Raw genomic sequence first — 21487 nt, forward strand, 5'->3', positions numbered from 1 at the left:
CTCTATCTGTTATTTGCTAATCCCTCTAAGACGGTTTTCCATCTTGCCAAGCTCGTCCAGCTGGCCCATATCCATCCATGTGTTTTCATTGATTGGATATACTCCAACCTTTTTACCATCATCCTTGAGACGATTGATAATATCTGGGAAGCCGATAAACTCACCATCCTTGATATAATCAATTACCTCCGGCTCAACTATATAGATACCTGTGTTTGTAAAGAAACTAAACTCAGGCTTTTCCTTCATGTCAGTAATATTTCCATGCTCGCCAAATTCCACTACGCCATAAGCCACCTGGAAATTGCGAAGAGAACAGACCATTGTAATCACATTGCCCTCTGCCTTATGGTGAGCATAAATTTTAGAATAATCCTCTTCGATTAAAATGTCGCAATTTGTAAGGATAAATGTCTCATTAACCTTGCCTCTGAGAAGGGAAAGTCCACCACCTGTACCAAGTGGAGTATCCTCATCTACATATTCGATAGTATAAGGCTTATCAACCTCACCAAAATATGACTTAATCATATTTTTCTTATGGTTAACGACCAAAATCATTCTATTTATTCCGTACTCAGAAAAGCTATCCATTATAAGCTCAGCAATTGGCTTTTCTCCAACTGGAATAAGAGGCTTTGGAAGAATACGTGTATACGGATAAAGGCGAGTTCCCTTACCACCTGCCATCATAACAACTGGGCAGCTTAACTCGCTCTGCTTTTTATAATGATTTTCACTCCAGAAAACAGTATCAATAACAACCCCATTTTCATCCACAATAGGAAGACCCTGAATATTATGACGACGAAGGAAATCATATGCATCATCTCTCTCGTCCTCTTTCAGGCTACGAGGCTTATAGTTTGCTATTTTCTTTACAGAATCATTCAAATCACCGCCAGACAAAATAAAGCGGCGGACGTCACCCTCTGAAACTGCAGCAAGGAGCTTTTTGTCTTCATCAATGATGAAGGCTGTCTTCCTGCCACTGGCATCAAAAGTCCTCATGGCATCTAAAATTGAATCATCCTCTTTAATAAAAACATTTTCCATAAAATAATTTACTCCGCATATCCTGAGAATTCCTATCCATAAGAGTAACGCTGACACGCTTGCGCTCTTGTTGCGCTTTTTTTTGTAAGCTACGCTTACTAGACCACACAATTATGTTTGCTTAAGCAATCATAATTGTGGATCATTTCTTACGTTACATAAGATGCTTCCTTCGGAACCATCAAGTAACGAGTGCGCTTTAAGGTCAGCTTATACTATTATGGATACTCATTCTAGATATGCTCATCTAAGTTTTTGTGAATATAACTAATTTTAATCCCACTCGTCCACCACACTAGGACATGAAGGAGCGAATTACGCTGATTACGCGGTCTACTCCTTCTGATGTAAGGTTAGTAGAGCAAGGAACATTTACGACTCTCTTCCAGTACCATGGTGCTTTTACGAGGTCATATGTACGAGCACCCTCATATGGAAGCTGGTCTGAAATAAGTCCCCAAATAGGACGTGACTGGATATGGTTTTCCTTAAGCTCCTCAATAAGAGCATCACGGCCTGTCTCATCATTCTCAAATACTACTGAGTAGAACCAGTAATTGCTACGAGTACCAGGTCTGAAATCCTGAACATGAAGTCCATCAATCTTATCAATGGCTTCCTTGTACTGGTTATAATTTGCAGTCTTTGTCTTAATGAAATCCTCAAGCTGTTCAAGCTGAGCAAGTCCAAGTGCCGCCTGAAGATTAGTCATTCTATAGTTAAATCCAATCTCATCATGGATGAAATTAGCCTGATCTGCCTTAGCCTGTGTAGTAAGGTGCTTTGCATGAGCAAGCTCCTCAGGATTCTTAGCAACAATCATACCGCCACCGCCAGTGGTGATAATCTTATTACCATTGAATGAGTAGCAACCGAAATCGCCAAATGTACCAGCGAATCTACCTGCAAACTTACCCTCTGTATAGTAAGTTCCAAGTGCCTCTGTTGCATCCTCAACAACTCTAATATTATATTTTTCAGCGATAGGAAGAATAGCTTCCATATCTGCCATATTTCCAAACACATGAACAACCACCATGGCCTTAATATGGCGGCCAGTTGCTCTATCTATAAGCTTGCCATCTGTAAAGTCACATTCTTCTTCGCAGAACTTCTTAAGCTTCACTGGGTCCATGCAAAGGCTATCGTCGCAATCCATGAAAATAGGCTCAGCGCCAATATACTTTGTAGGATTAACTGCTGCAATAAATGTAAGAGTAGGAACGATTACCGCATCCTCTCTTGTAACACCACAAAGCATCAAACTAATATGAAGGGCTGATGTACCATTCTGTGTACTAACTGCAGCTGGAACATGTACATACTCAGCTAACTTCTTCTCAAAATCACTAACATAAGGACCTGCAGTAGAAACCCACTCAGTCTCTACAGCATCTGTAACATACTTAAGCTCATTTCCCTTTAAATTTGGCACTGAAAGTGCAATAAATTCATCTGCCATTTTAATACACCTCTAATCTTAGTCCGCACAGTAAAAGCTATCATAAGTTTGCAGCGACACGCTTGCGCTCTTATTGTCCTCGTTACCCTACATAAGATGCTTCCTACGGAACCATCTAAGTAGGGACGGGCCAATCAAGGTCTTTTGCAAACTTATTCTATCTTTTATGTGCTCACTTATTATTCAATGATATTATATAAATCGTTTTATTTATTGCTAAGCGATTTAACGTATTAGATGTTGTAAATATCCACCTTATACTTGTCTAAGTTGCCACGTAAGAATTCGATTGTCTCGGCGAGCCCCTGCTCGAATGTGTATCGAGGCTTCCAGTCTGTAAGCTCTAAAATCTTCTGATTTGAGCCAAGGAGACGGTTTACCTCAGACTTCTCTGGGCGAAGTCTATCTTCGTCGCAGATGATACGTGCATTTGGATTAATCTGACGGATAAGCTCCTCAGCAAGCTGTCCGATTGAAATCTCCTTCTGAGTTGCGATATTGATTTCCTGACCAATTGTCTTATCACTTTCATACATAGCGATAAAGCCTGCAGCTGTATCCTTTACGTAATTGAAATCACGTGTTGGTGTAAGGCTTCCAAGCTTAATCTCTTCCTTGCCTGCAAGAAGCTGTGTGATGATTGTTGGAATAACCGCACGTGCTGACTGACGTGGTCCAAATGTATTAAATGGGCGCACGATTGTAACAGGCAAATCAAATGAACGATAGAATGACTCTGCAAGTCTATCGGCACCAATTTTTGTTGCTGAATATGGAGACTGACCCTGGTATGGGTGCTTCTCATCGATAGGCACGTACTGTGCTGTTCCATAAACTTCTGATGTAGATGTAACAAGGACTCTTGCTGTTCCAAGATCTCTTGCTGCCTGAAGGATATTAAGAGTTCCCTTGATATTTGTATCTACATATGCATCTGGGCTGTGGTATGAAAATGGAATAGCGATAAGTGCTGCCAAATGGAATACAGCGTCGCATCCCTTCATAGCCTCTCTTACACCATTAGGGTCTCTTACATCACCTGCAAAGACCTCTACATGATCCATAATATCCTTTGGAAGTGTGTCTAACCAACCCCAGTTATTGAAGGAATTGTAGTACACAAATGCCTTTACTTCATATCCTTTTTTTACAAGCTCCTCAACCAAATGTGAGCCAATAAATCCATCTGAACCTGTTACTAAAACTTTACTCATCTATTTCATCTCCTCAAAATAATCCACCATAGACTTCGCTAACTTCGAAATATTCTCCGGCTTAAAGCGATCGTCGGAAAGTAAATATGTATTGCCTGGGCGAGCGCATGACATATACGCTGCCAAGTATTGAACGATTTCGTCGCGGCTAGGCTGTTTCCAATTCTCCATAGCCTCCACGTAGTTCTCAAAGATATCCTCTATACGCATGATGCCTGGGGCATTTTCATAGAGAATGTCGCCACCCATGATAACTGGTCGACGAAGCATCATAGCCTCCTGCCCTGCAGTACCTGTAAGTGTTGCCACGCACTGACATTTTTCAATGAGAGCAAATGAATCTTCCCATGGATCGATAAGCTCGATATTAGGGTACTGCTTCAGTGCCTCATAGAAGCTATTATCTCGGCTACCAAGGAATGAATAATGCTCCTTGGCGTAGATAACTGTATCTGCTGGCACTGACTTTGCCAGATTATCAAGGAAGTACAGCTGCTTCTCATACTTCTGGGCACACACTATTGTGGATGCCTCTGGCTGCAAATGAAGTGGGAAGTACACGAACTTCTTGGTCATGTCAGCCTTTTTATAGTATTTCCTACTCCTCTTATATCTGAAGTAGAACTTGATAGACTCCATTGTGCGCTCGTAAGCTCTGTAATAAATGTAAGAACCCTTGTCGCGAGTGTATGGATTGAAAAATCTCTGTCTCACCCAGAAAAGTGGCAAGATAAAGAATCTAGCCTTCCATTTTGGTTTTTTACCTGAAAAACGCATAAAAGCAGGCTTTGAATGCTTCTCCTCAAAACCTGTTAAAAACTCATCAGCCTCTTTTAGCTGCTCCTCAGAAAACTGGATATCCTTGTAGTTCTCTGGGAAGTTATAAATCATCTCAAAAGGATCATTTAATATGTAGTGATGGGTCAAATCCATGCCAACTGAACGCATCAGAAGCATTGAAAAATACTTGGCCCCTGTTTTCTTACCTACTAAATAAGCTGAGTATGTAAGAAGAGTACCTACGACCTCATCCCAGTAGAAATCTATATTGTAAGTGGTAAACACATGCTCCCAGAATGAAAACAATCCTGCGGCTGTGTGAACGCAATAATCATAGTCGCGATAAATCAAAAATCTATCGGTGTAGATGTATTTCCACATTGGAGAAGCGTCGTATTTCTTCTCAAACTCTACTAATTTATCTAATGTAAACTCGTCCCAGTGCTCATTAATATATGAGGCAAAATCGCAAACTGCTATCTGAGAACGGTCCTCAAACTTGCTGTAAACATAGTCAGCCTCCTGCTTATCGCAGGTGATGAAAACGCCAAAAGCGTCCTTATCGTATTCTTTTTGTATCTCTTTGAAAGATGCTATGGCTACGTCATTGAATGCACGGCGTGCCATAAAACAAATATTGTACATGTTGTCTCCTCTCCCGCAAAATCGGGAAAAAGCGCCATCAAAATATAGTTTAAAACAGCGCAATAAATAAACTATTTCTTAAAAAATAGTCTACTAATGATACCACAAACTAAAAGTATAGTAAATAAAGCCAATCCTGCGGCAACATAGATGTTCTCAATGAAAATATAGAACAACACACTTGGTATAATAATGCCTAAAACAGGAAGCCAGCTTCTAGAAAACAATTTAATAAAGGAATAATCAAATTTCCTTGAAAGCTTTATCATCAAAAGCAATGAGTAAAGGGCATATGAAAGTCCTGTACCAATAGCTACCATGTTGACGCTTCGCTCTATAAATAAAACTAGGGCACTTGAGAAAATCATATTGAAAATACAAAGTGCTACTGAGTTTGCAATCAAAGATTTGTTCAACTTTACAACACTGAAAATATTTCCAAACAACATGGTTGTGGAATAAATCGCAACACCGATAATAAGAATCTGAGTTGCCACATTACCATTTGTATATTTAGGCATAAATACCCCAACAAATATTGGCATTATATAAAATACAAAGGCACATGCTGCACCTGAAATCAGTGATGTTAGGCAAGTGAAATGTCCTGCCTTATCGAGAAGCTCCTGTTCGTCCTTATTTGCACCATATAAGTGGGAAATCTTGATATAAAAAACCTGAGAAATGGTCTGTGGAACAAGCACCATTGTGGTAAATCCCATTGTAGGTACTGTATAAATTCCAAGGGCATCTTCTGGATCCTTAAAAAACAGCTGAATAACATGCTTATCCACATTCTGAACGATGGTCCATATTAAGCTATTGATTAGAAGAGGAAGACCTCCTAAAATCATCAGCTTCATATATTTGAAATCAAAATCAAGTTTTACGCCCTTAAAAGCATCCTTGTAGAAGAAAACAATCCCAAGAAATGCTGATGAAATCATCATGGCATAAAGGCCATAGTAACCAAACAATTTAATAAAAACTGCACCAATGCCAAATGCCAACACTGTTCTGATAAATCCGATAAGCGCTGACTTATTATATTTACCCTGCATTCTAACAGTGGAATTTGCCATATCATCAAAACTCTTTAGGAGAATCATAATAGGACAAAGACCATATCCAAATGCATAGAAGGTTTCCTTTTGACTTACGCCAATCTGACCGTTATATTTGAAAAACACCCATGCTTCAAACCCTACTAAAATCAGTGCATAAATCATCAGCATAAATGTAACTGTTATATTTCTCTGCTTATTGGCCTCATCGAAATCCTTGCGACCAAGGGCCTGTGGATAGTCTCTATTGTAGGCGTTTAATACTCCAAGCTGAGCATAGTTCATATAGGCAAGTACAATAAGACACGCACTATATATACCCATCGGTTTAGAATCCACCTCATGCTTTGAGTAAACGTTAAGCACAAATGAAAGGGCCGAACAGACCACAGTCGAAAGTGTCACCAATATAAAGTCTGCACTTTTAATTTTGTTGAACAGTTTTGTAAGCATCTTCATATATTTTAATTACTTCTTCCATGTATGTGTCAAAGTTGTTTAAATCTTTGGCACGTTTTCTAGCCCCCTCAGACTTCATTCTATAAATCTCACTATTATCAAGTAGCTCATTGATGTTGGCTACAAATGCTTCTCTATCTAGTGGCTTCTTGTCATTTCCACAAATCTTGCCGCAATCATCATTAACAGAGACCTTGAATCCACCCACCTTGCTGGTAAGCACAGGCTTTCCAAAAGCCATAGCCTCCACTGCTGCCATTCCAAAACCTTCGAATTTGGATGGTGCCACCAGAATCTTTGTCTGGTTCATATATATGTATGGATTGTGCTGGAAGCCTACCATTTTAATATTATCTGCAAGTCCCAGCTTTCCAATTAATTTCAAACATTCGCTTCCCAAGTCTCCACCGCCTACCATGACAGCCTTTACATTAGGATGTGTTTTAGAAACTTCCTTAACGATTTGTATGAACTCGTAAGGATTTTTATTGTCTGTAAGATATCCAACAAAAAGCAAGTCTGATTTATAAGCCTCCAGCTTTTCCTTGGTCATCTCTGTGCCAGCTAAATACCCCTTTTCAAATGTAGCTACTGCATTAAAAGGCATGCCAAGCACAACAGTCTTGCCTTCCATTTTATCCTTGAACCAAGCCTTTTCCTCTACAACTTTGGCAGGGATAATTATCTTGGAGAAATTTTTACATGCTCCGCCGTAAATAACAGATTTCGGTCCAATCTTTTGCACCCACTTTGGAATAGAATACAGATGGCTGATAATCGGAATTGTGTCCGTTACCTTTGTGCACATAAGGCTACAATCATACTCATAGGCATGAATAATATCAGGCTTTACCTCGTCGATAGCTTCCTTGATAGCCTTCTCATCTACCTTTTCCACAGCGATATACTCGATGCCCTTATCCAATAGCTTGGTCTCAATAGGACCTGTAGCGGTCAGGTAAACGCACCTAATATCCTCTGGCATGGCAGCAATTGTGTTGATTGCTACGTTTTCCATGCCACTATACTTACCAGACTTTGAAACATGCAATATAATCATAGTCACTCCATTCCTAGACCGCTAATTGTTACATTAACAAGCATTAGATTCTCTTCCGATGACTACACGTCATTCTCCAGAGAACTAATAGCTTGTTAATTACAATTAGCTCACCTAAAAAACTACATTATATCAACCTACCACATTGTTCCTTAAATAATTTAGCTTGCTAATTACGTTTAGCTCACCTAAAAACTACGATAAATCAACCTACCACAATATTTGTATATAATTCTTTCATTACCGCATTTACGGTTTGTTTGTCGAAGGCTTTCATGGTTTCCATATTGATTTCACCCATGTTCTGTCTGACTTCTGGTAAATCCGCAAGCGATTTCTTCAGAGCAAGCACTAATGATTGAGGATCCTTGGAGTCGAATAGGTATCCACCCTCACCCTCGGTAATCAAATCAGTATTGCCACGAATCTTGCTACATACAACAGGAAGTCCTACTGACATAGCCTCCATTAAAGCAACTGGAAGTCCCTCCTGATGAGAAGGGAAAACATAAATATCACTGGCAGCAAAAACATCTGCCACATCTCTTCTAAATCCAAGCATCTGAACATAGTCTGAAAGGCCTAAATCCTTGATAGCCTCCTGAAGCTCTGCCTCGATTTTTCCACGGCCTGCAATCAGATACTTAAGCTTATATTTTGGTTCCACACGTTCGTCACTATCTGGACCTACAAGCATTCCTTGGTCTTTCATGATCTTTAGAGCCTTTAGAACCTGAATATGATTCTTTCTAGTAATCAACTCACCAACAGAGAGAAGTACACAAGTATCATCATCTATACCAAGCTCTGCTCTGATTTTTCCTCTCGCTCCATAGCTAGCCACAAATTTATGAGTGTCTACACCGGCACCTGGCACATAGGCAACCTGCTTAGCATGGAACTTCTGAGCATTCTTATAATCCTCCTTATTGATAGTTATCAACAAGTCGGTGAATCTACTGCAGTGTTTTTCCACATTGTAATACACGAGCCAGTTCTTAAGTGGAGCCCCTTCAAAAAAGTGGAAACCGTGGGCTGCGTAGATAACCTTGGTTCCATTGAGCTTTCTAGCCTTGCGGCAAGCAAGACGGCAAATAACTCCACCTATAGGAGACTGAGTATGGACTATTTCGTACTTGTTCTCCTCCACCTCAGACTTAAGCTGCTTATAGGCCTTTCTCAACTCTGAAATATTAAAAATCTTTCTAAGGCTGGCTGTTTCAATAACTCGGCACCCCATCTCATCCAGCTTTTTTCTTCGATCCTGTAAAGCTTCCGGACTGAGGGCACTGTCATCATCATGCCAGCAGCAGGCCACATCAACTGTGTAGCCTAGGTCTTGCAAAATTTTTATATTATCTAAATTAAACTGGGTCACCATATAAGCAGTGTGACCATGCATCAAAGCTTTTTTCATAGTTTTTCACCTCGCTTGTTACATTAACAAGCAATCCACTCTCTTCCAGTCACTACATGTTCCTTCCAGAGAGGAATTAGCTTGTTAATTACAAGCTATTTGTACATATCTATAATCTTTCGCTCGCTTGTTACGCTCTCAAGCCTAAGATATTACTCCGGTTCACTACATGTGAACCTACGTAACACTTAGAGCTTGATAGCTACAAGCTATCTATACACATATGAAACCTTTTCTCCTGGTCATGCCACAATTGTCTATTTGTGAACTTTGGCGTTGGTTTCGCCCTCGGCTACACCTTCGGTAGCGTCCTTAGTGAAGATAACGCGAAGAGTCATAAGTATCAGTTGAATATCAAGAAGTACAGAGCACTTCTCACAGTAAATCATGTCAAGCTTAAGCTTGTCGTATGAGGTGGTGTTGTACTTGCCGTAAACCTGTGCGTAGCCAGTGAGGCCAGCCTTTACGTGAGTACGAAAAGCAAATTCCGGAACCTCTTTTACATACTCGGCAATAATCTCAGGGCGCTCAGGACGTGGTCCTACAATTGACATCTCGCCTTTTAGGATATTGAAGAACTGTGGAAGCTCATCAATACGTGTAGCACGAATGAAATGTCCGATAGGTGTGATCCTATCGTCATTCTCGCTGGCAAGTCGCGCCTTTCCATCTTTTTCCGCATCAGTAATCATTGAGCGGAACTTCATAATCTTGTATTCTTTTCCACCAATTGTACAGCGCACCTGTTTATAAAATACTGGGCCGCCATCATACTTGTGGATAAGTATAGCTATCACAAGCATAATTGGGCTGGTAAGAATAATTCCAACAGCGGAAATGAAAATGTCTCCCATTCGCTTAATAGCTGCTGAAATACCATCCATTCCAACATTTTTGCAAAGATAAAGAGGTGTATCGAAAAGGTTTACCTCCTCTGAGCCCTTAATCAAAATATCTGCAATCTTCGGAGTAAAATAAACTCTCTTATCCGTTGCAAAACAAGCTTTTACAATATCATTTCTTATTTCCGATGGTACATCATTTATAAGAACAGCATCATAGTTTTCAAGCTCTTTAACTATTTTCTCAAGCGGTTCATTGCAACTCATCTCACCTGTGATTTTATATTTATCTGCACGGCGATTCATTTTAATTACCAAGTCATTTTCATATTCACCATAAATATTGAGAATAGAAAATGGAGGAAACACCGCTCTATATAGCTTAGTACTGATAAAAGTAATCGCAAGCACAGCTATTGCCTGAACAAATGTAAGTACAATAATGTAGGCCAGTGTCATCCACATTAATGATTTAATTCTTGTCATCAAAATAACGATTATAAACTCAAGAATGTTTACAAGCCCCATAGCTATTGCCTGTGACATTGTAAGAATTGAAATTCGACCGCTTCCAATATTAAAGCCTTTAAAAGTATTTATCATTAGCACCATTAAAACGGTATATAGGCCAATCATCAAATAATTTCCAAGGCCAAGAAAACGTGTTGGCATAAGCATCTGCAAACGCAAATACCACATAACGCCAAAGAGCGTAGCTAGTGTAACCACTAGAACTACGCTACTAAAAAATCTAAATACCTTTTTTTGTGTTTCTACGTTAGTATTATTATTCATATATTCACAATCCCGCAGCTGTTACATTAACAAGCAATTCACTCTCTTTCAGTCACTACATGTTCCTTACAGAGAGGAATTAGCTTGTTAATTACATCTGCTTCACTAAATAATTACCCTTTAGAAAAATGATTTATTAACGTCTACGTTGCCCTTGATGCCAGGGATTGAGCCCTTGCTTGAGTACTGCCACATTGAATATCTGCCTGAATATGAGCATGCTGTGTTGTACTGTGCAACCCAAATATGGCATGAACCAGGAAGGCTCGATGCATTAATATATTTTGTCATCCAAGTCTTGTTGGCATATACACCTGACTTGTAACCTGCTGACTGAACTGTACTGCAGAAAGCATTAATAATTGCATTTCTCTGATCATTAGTAAGATTCTTCTGGCCTCTTACGCTATCTTCCATATCGATGTAGATTGGAAGCGAACATCCGCCAGCTTTCTTTGCCATAGCAACTGCCATAGATGCCTCAGCTACAGCCTCACCTTCATTTAAAGCAGTAGAGTAAATGTAGATACCTGTTGTTACTCCATTTGCCTTAGCTCCACTCATGTTCTTGTAGAAGAATGGATTCTCATGAAGCTGTCCATCATACATTCCTCTATAGCCACATCTGATAATTGCAAATGAAACTGCAGGTCCTGCCTGTGACCAATCAATTGTACCCTGGTGCTTTGATACGTCGATACCTACTCCATTTACAAGAAGTGCGCCATCGCTACCAAAGTTATATTTAACACCCTGAATTACCTGCTCACCAGTTACATAGTCACCGTTGCCATTGAAGAACTTTGTCTTACCATCTATTGTCTGCCAACCATAGTACTTATAGCTAGCTTCCTTGTAATAATATGTCTTACCCTTCTGGTAATCTGCTGCTGTAGCCTCTTTCTTACCCTCAGCATCAAGATAGAGCTGGTTGCCCTTTGAATCCTTGAGCTTCTCATTTGAGCCGCCTGTCATACCTGAAACTGTATAAGTTACTGCAAGAGAATTGTCTGTAGCACCATCTGAGAATGTTGCCACACCTGCAAGCTTGTAATCACCATTTGCTGTAGCTGTATATGTACCCTTACCATTTGAAAGAGTAACAGCTGCACCGTTAACAGTTACAGAACTTACATTACCAGAAGCGGAAATTGTAAATACACCCTTTGAATATGACATATCAAGTGTTGCTGTCTCTGTCTTTGTATTAGACTGGGCACGAGTAACATTTACATTGTGTCTAGCTAGAGTTCTTGTAGAATTTCTTCTTGCCTCAGTTGTTGTTGGCTGAGCTCCATCATCTGTCTGCTCACCGCCATTGTTATCTGTCTGGTCTTGATTGTTATTCTGCTCTGGTTGTTGCTCTTGCTGCTGATTATCTTGATTATTGTTATTCTGGTTATTGTCCTGATTCTGCTCCTGTGGCTGTTCCTGCTGCTTTTTCTTGTACTTAAATGTCACTTCTTTGTTGCCTGAATTTGCAGTTACAGCTGAGCTTTCGCAAGTATAATTTTCAATTGAAGGTGGATTGATTGTATCTCCATCCTTAACTGTTACCTTAGATGTCTTGATTGTTGAATTATCACCTGCGTCTACACATTTAATTGTAACTTCATAAGTCTTTGGAGCTTCTGGCTCAGCCTTATATGTGTATGTATAAGTAGCATTAGCTGTTGCGGGTGCAAATGCTGGATTAGGTCCAGACTGAAGCTTGTAAGTTACATTGTTGTATCCATATGTCTGATCAGCTGTAAATGAAGGTGCTGCATTAGCATTTACAGTTAAATCAGTCTTCTTTACAGTTGTAACTTCCTTGCCACTTGCATCCACAAGCTTGTAGTTGATTGTGATTGTGTACTGGCTAGGAGCAACTGCTACATCATGAGTAACCGATGTCTTGCCTTCTTTTTTAGTAGCAGTACTCTTGCTAGCATCTGTCTTTGGAGCAACTACGTCAGTTGTCTCTTTGAAAGAACCGCCTGTCTCTTCCTTCTTAGAATCAACATACTCAACTGTATTTGTAAGTGTCGCCTCTACAGGAGCTGCCTCTGCTGGCTGTCCATCCTCTTTGGCGTCATCCTTTTTAACCTGCTTGATAATTTCTTTTTCTACCTTGTACTCGACCTTGTCCTTTACATTGACCTCAGTCTCGTAGCTATCTGTATTGTAAGAAACACCATTATCGAGAGAATTAACGATACATGCAACGTAATCACCTGGCTCCACCTCTGTCTCAGTGATAACGCCATCCATATCCTCATCTGTATAAACAACACCCTCAGCATCATTAAGTGCTACAGTGTATGCCTGTACTGCTGTCTCTTTGTCCAAGTATAAAAGATAAAGTGGGTCAGATTCGATATCTCCGTTTACAGTCTCAACCACCTCATTATTCTCGTCAGTTACTGTCACAGGAACATTTCTTTCCTCGAGAATTGTAGCGATATTTACTGAGTCATCATAAGAAGCGGTATACTCGTTAATCTGTGAATCTATATCCTGAATTGCTGACACGTATGGCTGAAGTGTCTCCATTGCTTCAGGTGAAACCAGCTTTACCTGGAAAGGAACTCCAGTAACACAGCTTTCTCCTTCTTCTGTATCTGAAATATAGATTGTTAAATCCTTTTCAATTGATGAGCTGGTAAGAAATACCTTTTTAAACTCTGGGATATAAACATCAGCTGCTGATGCCGCTGCCTGCTGCTCCACCTCAACTGTTTCTAACTCAGGTTCTTCCCCCGGTCCCTTGAAAAACTTGTTGTAGGCTGCATAAGCACCGCCTCCAACTGCAGAAACACCTAATATACTTGCAAGTCCCAAACTTATAGCACGGTTTCTGCTTACAAGAAACGCTATATTCTTAAATAATCTAGACATTCGACTATTCTCCCAATAAACAATTATTTATAGTTTTCAATTGCATATAGCTCCTGAAAATCTATCTGTAGAACCCTTTATATCAACTTGTTTTAAACAAGTTATAAACTAATTAATACCATGCTCCTTGCAATATTCCTTGTATGAAGCATTTACCTTATCTTTGTCAGATAAAATCAAATCATCCTTTGTCATTCCCTCTGGAATTGGCCACTGAACATTAATATCTGGATCATCAAATGCAAGTCCGCCCTCATCATTTGGATGATAGAAATCAGTAACCTTGTAGCAGAATTCTGCATACTCACTTACAACTAAAAATCCATGAGCAAATCCCTTTGGAATCATGAACTGCTTTTTATTCTCAGCTGAAAGGAGGATACCATAGTGCTTACCAAATGTAGGTGAGCCCTCTCTCAAATCAACTGCCACATCATAAACCTCGCCAGATATAACTCTAACAAGCTTGTCCTGTGGAAAATTCTTCTGGAAATGAAGCCCACGAAGGACACCCTTTTTGCTTGCGGACTGATTATCCTGTACAAAAACATAATCAAGTCCTTCTGCCTTCATGTCATTCTCATTGTATGTCTCCATGAAGTAACCTCTGTCGTCACCAAAAACCTTAGGAGTGATAACGCAAAGGTCCTCAATACCATTTACATTTTTCTCAACTGTAATTGCCATTTTCTAAACCTCTATTCTTTGCTCAAAATGTTACGCTCACAAGCAATCCACTCTCTTCCAGTCACTACATGTTCCTTCCAGAGAGGAATTAGCTTGTTAGCTACATTTTGCTCATCACTTTAATTTGAAATCCATTTGCGATATCGCCGTATCACTGACACGCTTCCGCTCTTGTCGTGCTGGATTTCCACCACGTTTTTATAGTCCGTTGGCTACGTCTACAAGATACTGGCCGTAGGCTGTTTTCATAAGTGGCTCTGCAAGCTTAAGGAGCTGGTCCTTATTGATGAAGCCACGCTTGTATGCGATTTCTTCGATGCAAGAAATGTACATACCCTGGCGCTTCTGGAATGTGCTGACAAACTCAGCTGCCTGAAGAAGCATGTCATGGTTACCTGTATCCAGCCATGCAAATCCACGACCAAGTGTCTCTACATGTAAGTTACCACGGTTCAAATACTCGTTATTAACTGCTGTAATCTCAAGCTCACCACGAGCTGATGGCTTGATTGTCTTAGCGATTTCTACTACTGAGTTGTCGTAGAAGTAAAGACCTGGAACGGCGTAATTACTCTTTGGCTCAGCTGGCTTTTCCTCGATAGAAATTGCCACACCATTTTCATCAAATTCTACAACGCCATACTCTCTTGGGTCACGTACGTAATAACCAAAGATTGTTGCGCCTGGCTCAGACTCTGTTCTAGTTGCTGCTGAAAGAAGCACCTTTGAGAATGACTGACCATAGAAAATATTGTCGCCAAGTACAAGTGCTACAGCATCGCTTCCGATGAAATCTGCGCCAATAATAAATGCCTCAGCAAGTCCATTTGGAGCTTCCTGAACTGCATACTGAATATCCATACCAAGCTGCTTGCCATCACCTAAAAGCTCCTCGAATACAGGAAGATCTCTTGGTGTTGAAATGATAAGCACTTCTCTGATGCCTGCAAGCATAAGAGTAGAAAGTGGATAATAAATCATTGGCTTGTCATATATTGGCATAATCTGCTTACTAATAGCTTTTGTAAGTGGATACAATCTTGTGCCTGATCCACCTGCTAAAATAATACCCTTCATTTAAAATTCCTCCTCTACGCACTCAAGGGCTGCGGCTACCACCTTGTCCATGTCGTAGTACTTGTACTGACCCAGGCGTCCTCCAAAGATTACGTCCTTGTCAGATGCAGCCTTGTCTGCGTACTTCTGATATACTGCGTTGTTTTTGTCATTGTTGACAGGATAGTATGGCTCTACGCCAGGCTTCCACTCAGAAGAATACTCTCTTGAGATGATAGTTGTTGGCTGTGTGCCAAATTCAAAGTGCTTGTGCTCAATGATACGAGTGTATGGCACATCTGCCTCGGTATAATTTACAACTGCATTGCCCTGATAATTATCACAATCAAGCTTCTCTGTCTCGAAGCGAACTGAACGGTACTCAAGTGGACCGAAACAGCTATCATAGTACTCATCAATCTGGCCTGTGAAAAGTAGCTTATCCCAGCTTACCTCTGTGCCATCATTTAACTTTCCTTCTTTTGCAAGTTTGAAATAATCCTGCTCTAAAACAATATCAGCGCCCTTAAGCATCTTTTCAACAATCTGAGTGTATCCACCCATTGGGATGCCCTGGAATCTATCATTGAAATAGTTGTTGTCGTATGTAAATCTAAGTGGCAATCTCTTGATGATGAATGATGGAAGCTCTGTACATGGGCGTCCCCATTGCTTCTGTGTGTAGCCCTTTATAAGCTTTTCATATACATCTGTACCAACTAATGAAAGTGCCTGCTCCTCAAGATTCTTTGGCTCTGTAATGCCAAGCTCCTTAATCTGCTCTGCGATTTTAGCCTTAGCCTCAGCAGGTGTTTTGATTCCCCACATCTTTGAAAATGTATTCATGTTAAAAGGAAGATTGTAAAGCTCATCCTTGTAAATAGCCACTGGAGAATTTATGTAGTTATTGAACTCAGCAAACTGGTTCATGTACTCCCAAATCTTTTTGTCGCTAGTGTGGAAAATGTGGGCACCGTAAACGTGTACATTAATTCCATCTTCTTCTTTTGTGTAAATGTTGCCGGCAATGTGATTTCTCTTATCAATCACAAGAACTGACTTGCCACGCTTCATAGCCTCATAAGCAAATGTCGCTCCAAACAAGCCTGCCCCCACAACTAAATAATCGTATTTTTTCATTAAGTATTCTCCCGGCTGTTACGTACACAATCCCATGTAACACTCCGCTCATCTAACAGGATTCCCTTGAGTGTTCATGGAGATTGCTTTCGGTCAAATTGTAGCCAACAAGCTCTTTGCTCTCTGGAAGTGGCATCTAGTCACTGAAAGAGAATCTAAGGCTTGTTAGCGTAACAATTTGCACTCAGCCTAAATTAATTATTATTTATTAGAGTACATATCTGTGTAGTACTTCTGGTAATCGCCAGATGTTACGTTCTTCATCCACTCTTCATTTTCGAAGAACCATGCGATTGTCTTCTTGATACCCTCTTCGAAACATGTCTCTGGATACCAGCCGATATCTGCCTTAATCTTGTCAGGTGCGATAGCGTATCTTCTATCGTGACCCTTTCTATCTGTTACATACTTGATAAGCTTTTCAGAAACAAGTTCCTTACGAGGATCTCCCTCTGGAAGCATCTCCTGAAGTGTATCAAGAATGATGTGGATAATCTGGATATTCTGCTTCTCATTGTGTCCACCGATGTTGTATGTCTCGAAAAGCTTACCCTGCTCCTGAACCATATCGATTCCCTTAGCATGGTCTTCTACGTATAACCAGTCACGAACGTTCTTACCATCGCCATACACTGGAAGGTCCTTGCCCTGAAGTGCATTGTTGATGATAAGTGGAATAAGCTTCTCAGGGAACTGGTAAGGGCCATAGTTGTTTGAGCAGTTTGTAATGTTTGCTGGGAACTTATATGTATCCATGTAAGCCTTTACAATCATATCTGATGAAGCCTTTGATGCTGAATATGGTGAATGTGGATCATAAGGTGATGTCTCATAGAAAAATGCATTGTCATCATCTGGAAGTGATCCATATACTTCGTCTGTAGAAACGTGAAGGAACTTCTTGCCCTCCTTGAATGTGCCATCAGGAAGCTCCCATGCTTCCTTTGCACAGTTAAGCATTACTGCTGTACCAAGTACATTTGTCTGTACAAAAACCTCTGGGTTCTTGATTGAACGGTCAACGTGTGACTCAGCTGCAAAATGAACAACTCTATCGATGTCGTTCTCTGCAAATACCTTGCGGATAGCTTCCTTGTCACAGATGTCAGCCTTTACAAATGTATAGTTGTCTCTGTTCTCTACGTCCTTGAGGTTCTCAAGGTTACCAGCGTATGTAAGCTTATCTACGTTGATAATTCTGATTTCATTATCATATTTCTTAAACATGTAATGAATGTAATTTGAGCCGATGAAACCAGCTCCACCTGTTACTAAATATGTTCTCATTTTAATCTCCTTCTTATACGGCAATCTCCCGAGTTTTTTTTAATTGTATACTTCTCACATGTCATCATCGGGCACGCTTTCGCTACTAGAGCCTCGTAGCGGTACTAATCTCGACTTTGTCTCGATAAGTGCCGACGGGCTCTCAAGTACCCTTATGATGAAATATGAGAAGCATACAATCAATTTACTTTTTGTAGATTGCCTTGCTTTGAGTATATAAAAAATTATGTCACTCATATTTATATAAACGATAGGAGCGTGGCTCCATCGTCTATTAACGGTTTGTTAGTTGCAGAGATACTCTTTTAAAGCATCCTTCCAATCTGCCATCTTGTAACCTGATGTAAGGCGAAGCATATAGTTGTCAAGAATACTGTAGTGAGGTCTGTCTGCGCTAGCTGGATTCATTTTCTTGTACTCTTCGCTAGTTACACGGTTGACTTTGACGTTGATTCCCTTAAGTCTGAAAATCTCTGCTGTGAAATCTGCCCAGTTGGTATCACCCTCGCAAGTACCATGGAAAATACCATAGTTCTCTGTAGGCTCAAGGTGATGAATCATACGAGCAAGCTCTACTGCCGAAGTAGGTGAGCCAAGCTGGTCACATACAACTGAAAGCTCATCATGAGTCTCTGCTAGGCTAAGCATTGTCTTAACGAAATTTTTACCATCGCCATAAAGCCATGCAGTACGAACGATAAACCACTTGTCAGCGAACTGCTGAACAAATTTCTCGCCCTCGTACTTGGTCTTACCATAGGCACTGATTGGGCCTGGCTCATCAAACTCTGTAATTGGCTTTGTTGCATTGCCTGGGAAAACATAATCTGTGCTGACATGCACAAGCTTTGCCCCTACCTTAGTAGCTGCTATAGCCAAATTTCTAGGACCAAGAGCATTAAGCTTGTAAGCAAAGTCCCAGTCCTTCTCGCAACCATCTACATTAGTAGCTGCTGCGCAGTTGATGATAACATCTGGCTTTTTTGACTCAACGAAGCTAAGCACCTCGTCCAAATTCATAATATTAAGTGGCGAAATTTTTTCTCCCTCAACAACGTCAGTAAGAATAAACTCTACCTCATCGCCATACTCATTCTGAATTGCACGACCAAGCTGTCCATTGCAACCCGTAACTAAAATCTTTCTCATATTTACCTCTTTACCGTGGTTCAAAATGTGCCCCCGGTTTATTTATTTGTCAGCCAAACAGAAAACCTATGCTGGAAATTCAGGTTATATAATCAATCCAAATGACCTTGATGAGCCGTCGTTACTTGATGGTGCATAGCAGCATCTTGGTAACGTGACGAGCGAATAAGAGCGAAAGCGTGTCATTGGATGATTATATAAGCTGGATTGACTCACAGCCTAAATTTTTGGCTGCCTATTTTATACATAGTCCTTAGACTTTTTGATGAGTCTGTTGTATGCACTAAACATACCGCGGATAGATGCGCGTGTGATATTTGAGCTTACGCCAACTCCGAATGTTGTGTTGCCGTGGCGCTCATCACGCATCTCAATATAAGCAGCAGCCTTAGCACCTGAACCCTGAGCCTGTGCAAGTGTATGCTCTGTGTAGTCGATAAGTGTAAACTCAAGCTCTGGTACACACTGCTTGATTGCTAGCTTAACAGCATCGATAGGTCCGTTTCCTTCAGCCTCTGAATGGAACTTCTCTCCATTGTAGCTAAAGTCAAGGACTGCAACTGTATCGTCTGTATCCTTGTCATCTTTGATGACAACATACTCAAGTGTAAGTGGCTCTTTGTTCTCTAAGTACTGAGACTTGAATGCCTCCATAATGCGCTGTGGTGTAACCTCGCCGCCCTGCTTTTCAGAAATATACTGAACAACATCAGCAAACTCACGCTGCATCTTCTTTGGAAGCTTGTAGCCATAAACTGTATCCATAACAAATGCTACGCCACCCTTACCTGACTGGCTGTTGATACGAACAACTGGCTCGTACTTACGACCAATATCTGCAGGGTCAATTGGAAGATATGGAACCTCCCAGTACATATTCTGGCGCTCTCTCATTGCCTTGACACCCTTGTTGATTGCATCCTGATGAGAACCAGAGAATGCTGTAAACACAAGCTCACCTGCATATGGATGTCTTGCATCTGTAGGCATCTTTGTAACTCTCTCGCAAACTTCAACGATTTCCTTGATATCATCAAGATCAAGCTCTGGGTTAACACCCTGAGAGAACATATTATAAGCAATTGTAAGAATATCTACATTACCTGTACGCTCACCATTTCCGAGAAGAGTTCCCTCTACTCTGTCAGCGCCAGCAAGAAGTCCAAGCTCTGTAATAGCTACACCTGTACCTCTATCATTATGTGGATGGATTGAAAGAATAATATTCTCTCTGTCCTTGAAGTGTGTGCTCATCCACTCGATTTGATCCGCATATACGTTAGGAGTATTCATCTCAACAGTTGCTGGTAAGTTGAAAATGATTGGAGCATCTGTTGCATGATCCCAAGTATCCTGAACTGCTGTACAAATCTCAAGTGAGAAATCTACCTCAGTACCTGTAAATGATTCTGGAGAATACTCAAGCTGTAAATTGCCATTGTAACGGTCCAAACGGTCCTTGACCATCTGAGTACCCTTCTTTGCAATCTCAATAATCTCTTCCTTGTCTGCATTGAAAACTACATCTCTCTGAAGAGTTGATGTGGAATTGTAAATGTGGAAAATAACATTTGGAATTCCCTGAATAGCCTCAAATGTACGGTCAATTAACTCCTCACGGCACTGTGAAAGCACCTGTACCTTAACATCTGAAGGAATCTTATTTTCCTTAACTAACTGTCTTAAAAAGTCGAATTCAATCTGGCTTGCTGCTGGAAATCCGATTTCGATTTCCTTGAAACCTAGCTTTAGTAGGAGGTCAAATAGTTCCATTTTCTCGTCAACCGACATTGGTTCAACGAGAGCCTGGTTACCATCACGTAGGTCTACTGAACACCAAATTGGAGCTTTGGTGATCTGCTTGTCAGGCCAAGTACGCTCTGGAAACTTTAACACTGGGTTTGCCTTGTAACGCTTGTAATTCAACATTGTTCTTCCTCCTAGCTAACATCTCACTTTTTATTTTATCTTTTTTCTCGCCTTGTTACGCTCTCAAGCCTAAGATATTACTCCGGTTCACTACATGTGAAAATCATACCAAAAGTCGACTGCAAGGAAGACTTTTAGTATGTACACAAGCGAATGCTTGTGCTAAGAACCTACGCAACACTTAGAGCTTGATAGCTACAAGGCTATCGTCAGATATATAAAAAGCTATTCTTTGTCTATTTAAAAATCATGCAATGTTTCATTACACGATTTTTAGCTGATTTAGGGCGCTATTATTCGCCGAGACCTGCAGATATAGAATTAACCATATCTTCAAGAGCCTCTTCTTCATCTATGCCATCACAGATGATTTCAATTTCTTCGCCACTTTTTACGCATGCACCAAGTACACTTAAAACTGACTTGGCATTTGCCTCGTAATTATTATCTGTTTTGAAAGTAATTTTGCTTGTATATTTCATAGCAATCTCGCACAAAAGTCCTGCAGGGCGAAGGTGAAGGCCTGTGGCGTTTACTATCTGAACTTTTTTAGTAACCATAATGT

General features: G+C 40.5%; 16 protein-coding genes. All 16 read right to left on the bottom strand.

Features of this window, described 5'->3' with window-relative positions; genetic code table 11:
- Window positions 1–9: 9 nt before the first annotated feature.
- The 16 genes from BLP50_RS10125 to BLP50_RS10200 all read right to left on the bottom strand — a co-directional run bounded on the left by BLP50_RS10125 (window position 10) and on the right by BLP50_RS10200 (window position 21482).
- The gene (locus BLP50_RS10125; RefSeq protein ID WP_090154319.1) at window positions 10–1056 is read right to left on the bottom strand and encodes a sugar phosphate nucleotidyltransferase; all 1047 of its coding nucleotides are present in this window, start codon (window positions 1054–1056) and stop codon (window positions 10–12) included.
- Between the two features lie 295 nt (window positions 1057–1351).
- The gene (locus tag BLP50_RS10130; protein WP_090154321.1) at window positions 1352–2518 is read right to left on the bottom strand and encodes a LegC family aminotransferase; all 1167 of its coding nucleotides are present in this window, start codon (window positions 2516–2518) and stop codon (window positions 1352–1354) included.
- 233 nt (window positions 2519–2751) lie between these two features.
- On the bottom strand, window positions 2752–3732 hold the full coding sequence (locus BLP50_RS10135; RefSeq protein WP_090154323.1) for an NAD-dependent 4,6-dehydratase LegB: 981 nt from the start codon (window positions 3730–3732) through the stop codon (window positions 2752–2754).
- A complete protein-coding gene (locus tag BLP50_RS10140; RefSeq protein WP_090154325.1) occupies window positions 3733–5157 on the bottom strand; it encodes a capsular polysaccharide export protein, LipB/KpsS family in 1425 nt (474 codons plus the stop codon).
- Window positions 5158–5228: 71 nt separating this feature from the next.
- Entirely contained in the window at window positions 5229–6680 is a 1452-nt protein-coding gene (locus tag BLP50_RS10145) for an MATE family efflux transporter (RefSeq protein WP_090154328.1), read from the bottom strand.
- Window positions 6646–7740, bottom strand: a complete 1095-nt coding sequence (locus BLP50_RS10150; RefSeq protein ID WP_090154331.1) for a glycosyltransferase family 4 protein — start codon at window positions 7738–7740, stop codon at window positions 6646–6648. The genes BLP50_RS10145 and BLP50_RS10150 overlap by 35 nt, the downstream gene beginning before the upstream one ends.
- A gap of 205 nt (window positions 7741–7945) precedes the next feature.
- Window positions 7946–9157, bottom strand: a complete 1212-nt coding sequence (locus tag BLP50_RS10155; protein WP_090154332.1) for a glycosyltransferase family 4 protein — start codon at window positions 9155–9157, stop codon at window positions 7946–7948.
- Window positions 9158–9414: 257 nt separating this feature from the next.
- Window positions 9415–10794, bottom strand: coding sequence for an exopolysaccharide biosynthesis polyprenyl glycosylphosphotransferase (locus BLP50_RS10160; protein WP_090154334.1), 1380 nt, complete (start codon window positions 10792–10794; stop codon window positions 9415–9417).
- A 120-nt stretch (window positions 10795–10914) separates the two neighbouring features.
- Window positions 10915–13674 (bottom strand): glycoside hydrolase family 25 protein, encoded by a 2760-nt coding sequence (locus BLP50_RS10165; RefSeq protein ID WP_090154337.1) that lies wholly within the window; start codon window positions 13672–13674, stop codon window positions 10915–10917.
- 108 nt (window positions 13675–13782) lie between these two features.
- Window positions 13783–14361: a dTDP-4-dehydrorhamnose 3,5-epimerase gene (gene rfbC, locus BLP50_RS10170; RefSeq protein ID WP_090154340.1), complete on the bottom strand. Its 579-nt coding sequence runs from the start codon at window positions 14359–14361 to the stop codon at window positions 13783–13785.
- Between the two features lie 198 nt (window positions 14362–14559).
- Window positions 14560–15438, bottom strand: a complete 879-nt coding sequence (gene rfbA / locus BLP50_RS10175; RefSeq protein ID WP_090154343.1) for a glucose-1-phosphate thymidylyltransferase RfbA — start codon at window positions 15436–15438, stop codon at window positions 14560–14562.
- Window positions 15439–16557 (bottom strand): UDP-galactopyranose mutase, encoded by a 1119-nt coding sequence (gene glf, locus BLP50_RS10180; protein WP_090154345.1) that lies wholly within the window; start codon window positions 16555–16557, stop codon window positions 15439–15441. It abuts the gene before it with no gap.
- A gap of 201 nt (window positions 16558–16758) precedes the next feature.
- Window positions 16759–17844: a dTDP-glucose 4,6-dehydratase gene (gene rfbB / locus BLP50_RS10185; protein WP_090154347.1), complete on the bottom strand. Its 1086-nt coding sequence runs from the start codon at window positions 17842–17844 to the stop codon at window positions 16759–16761.
- 285 nt (window positions 17845–18129) lie between these two features.
- Window positions 18130–18993 (bottom strand): dTDP-4-dehydrorhamnose reductase, encoded by an 864-nt coding sequence (rfbD, locus tag BLP50_RS10190; protein ID WP_090154349.1) that lies wholly within the window; start codon window positions 18991–18993, stop codon window positions 18130–18132.
- Between the two features lie 240 nt (window positions 18994–19233).
- Window positions 19234–20922 (bottom strand): 2-isopropylmalate synthase, encoded by a 1689-nt coding sequence (gene leuA / locus BLP50_RS10195; protein ID WP_090154351.1) that lies wholly within the window; start codon window positions 20920–20922, stop codon window positions 19234–19236.
- A 293-nt stretch (window positions 20923–21215) separates the two neighbouring features.
- A complete protein-coding gene (locus BLP50_RS10200; RefSeq protein WP_090154353.1) occupies window positions 21216–21482 on the bottom strand; it encodes an HPr family phosphocarrier protein in 267 nt (88 codons plus the stop codon).
- Window positions 21483–21487: the final 5 nt, after the last annotated feature.

Source organism: Pseudobutyrivibrio sp. AR14 (genome assembly GCF_900101325.1).
Taxonomy (GTDB): domain Bacteria; phylum Bacillota; class Clostridia; order Lachnospirales; family Lachnospiraceae; genus Pseudobutyrivibrio.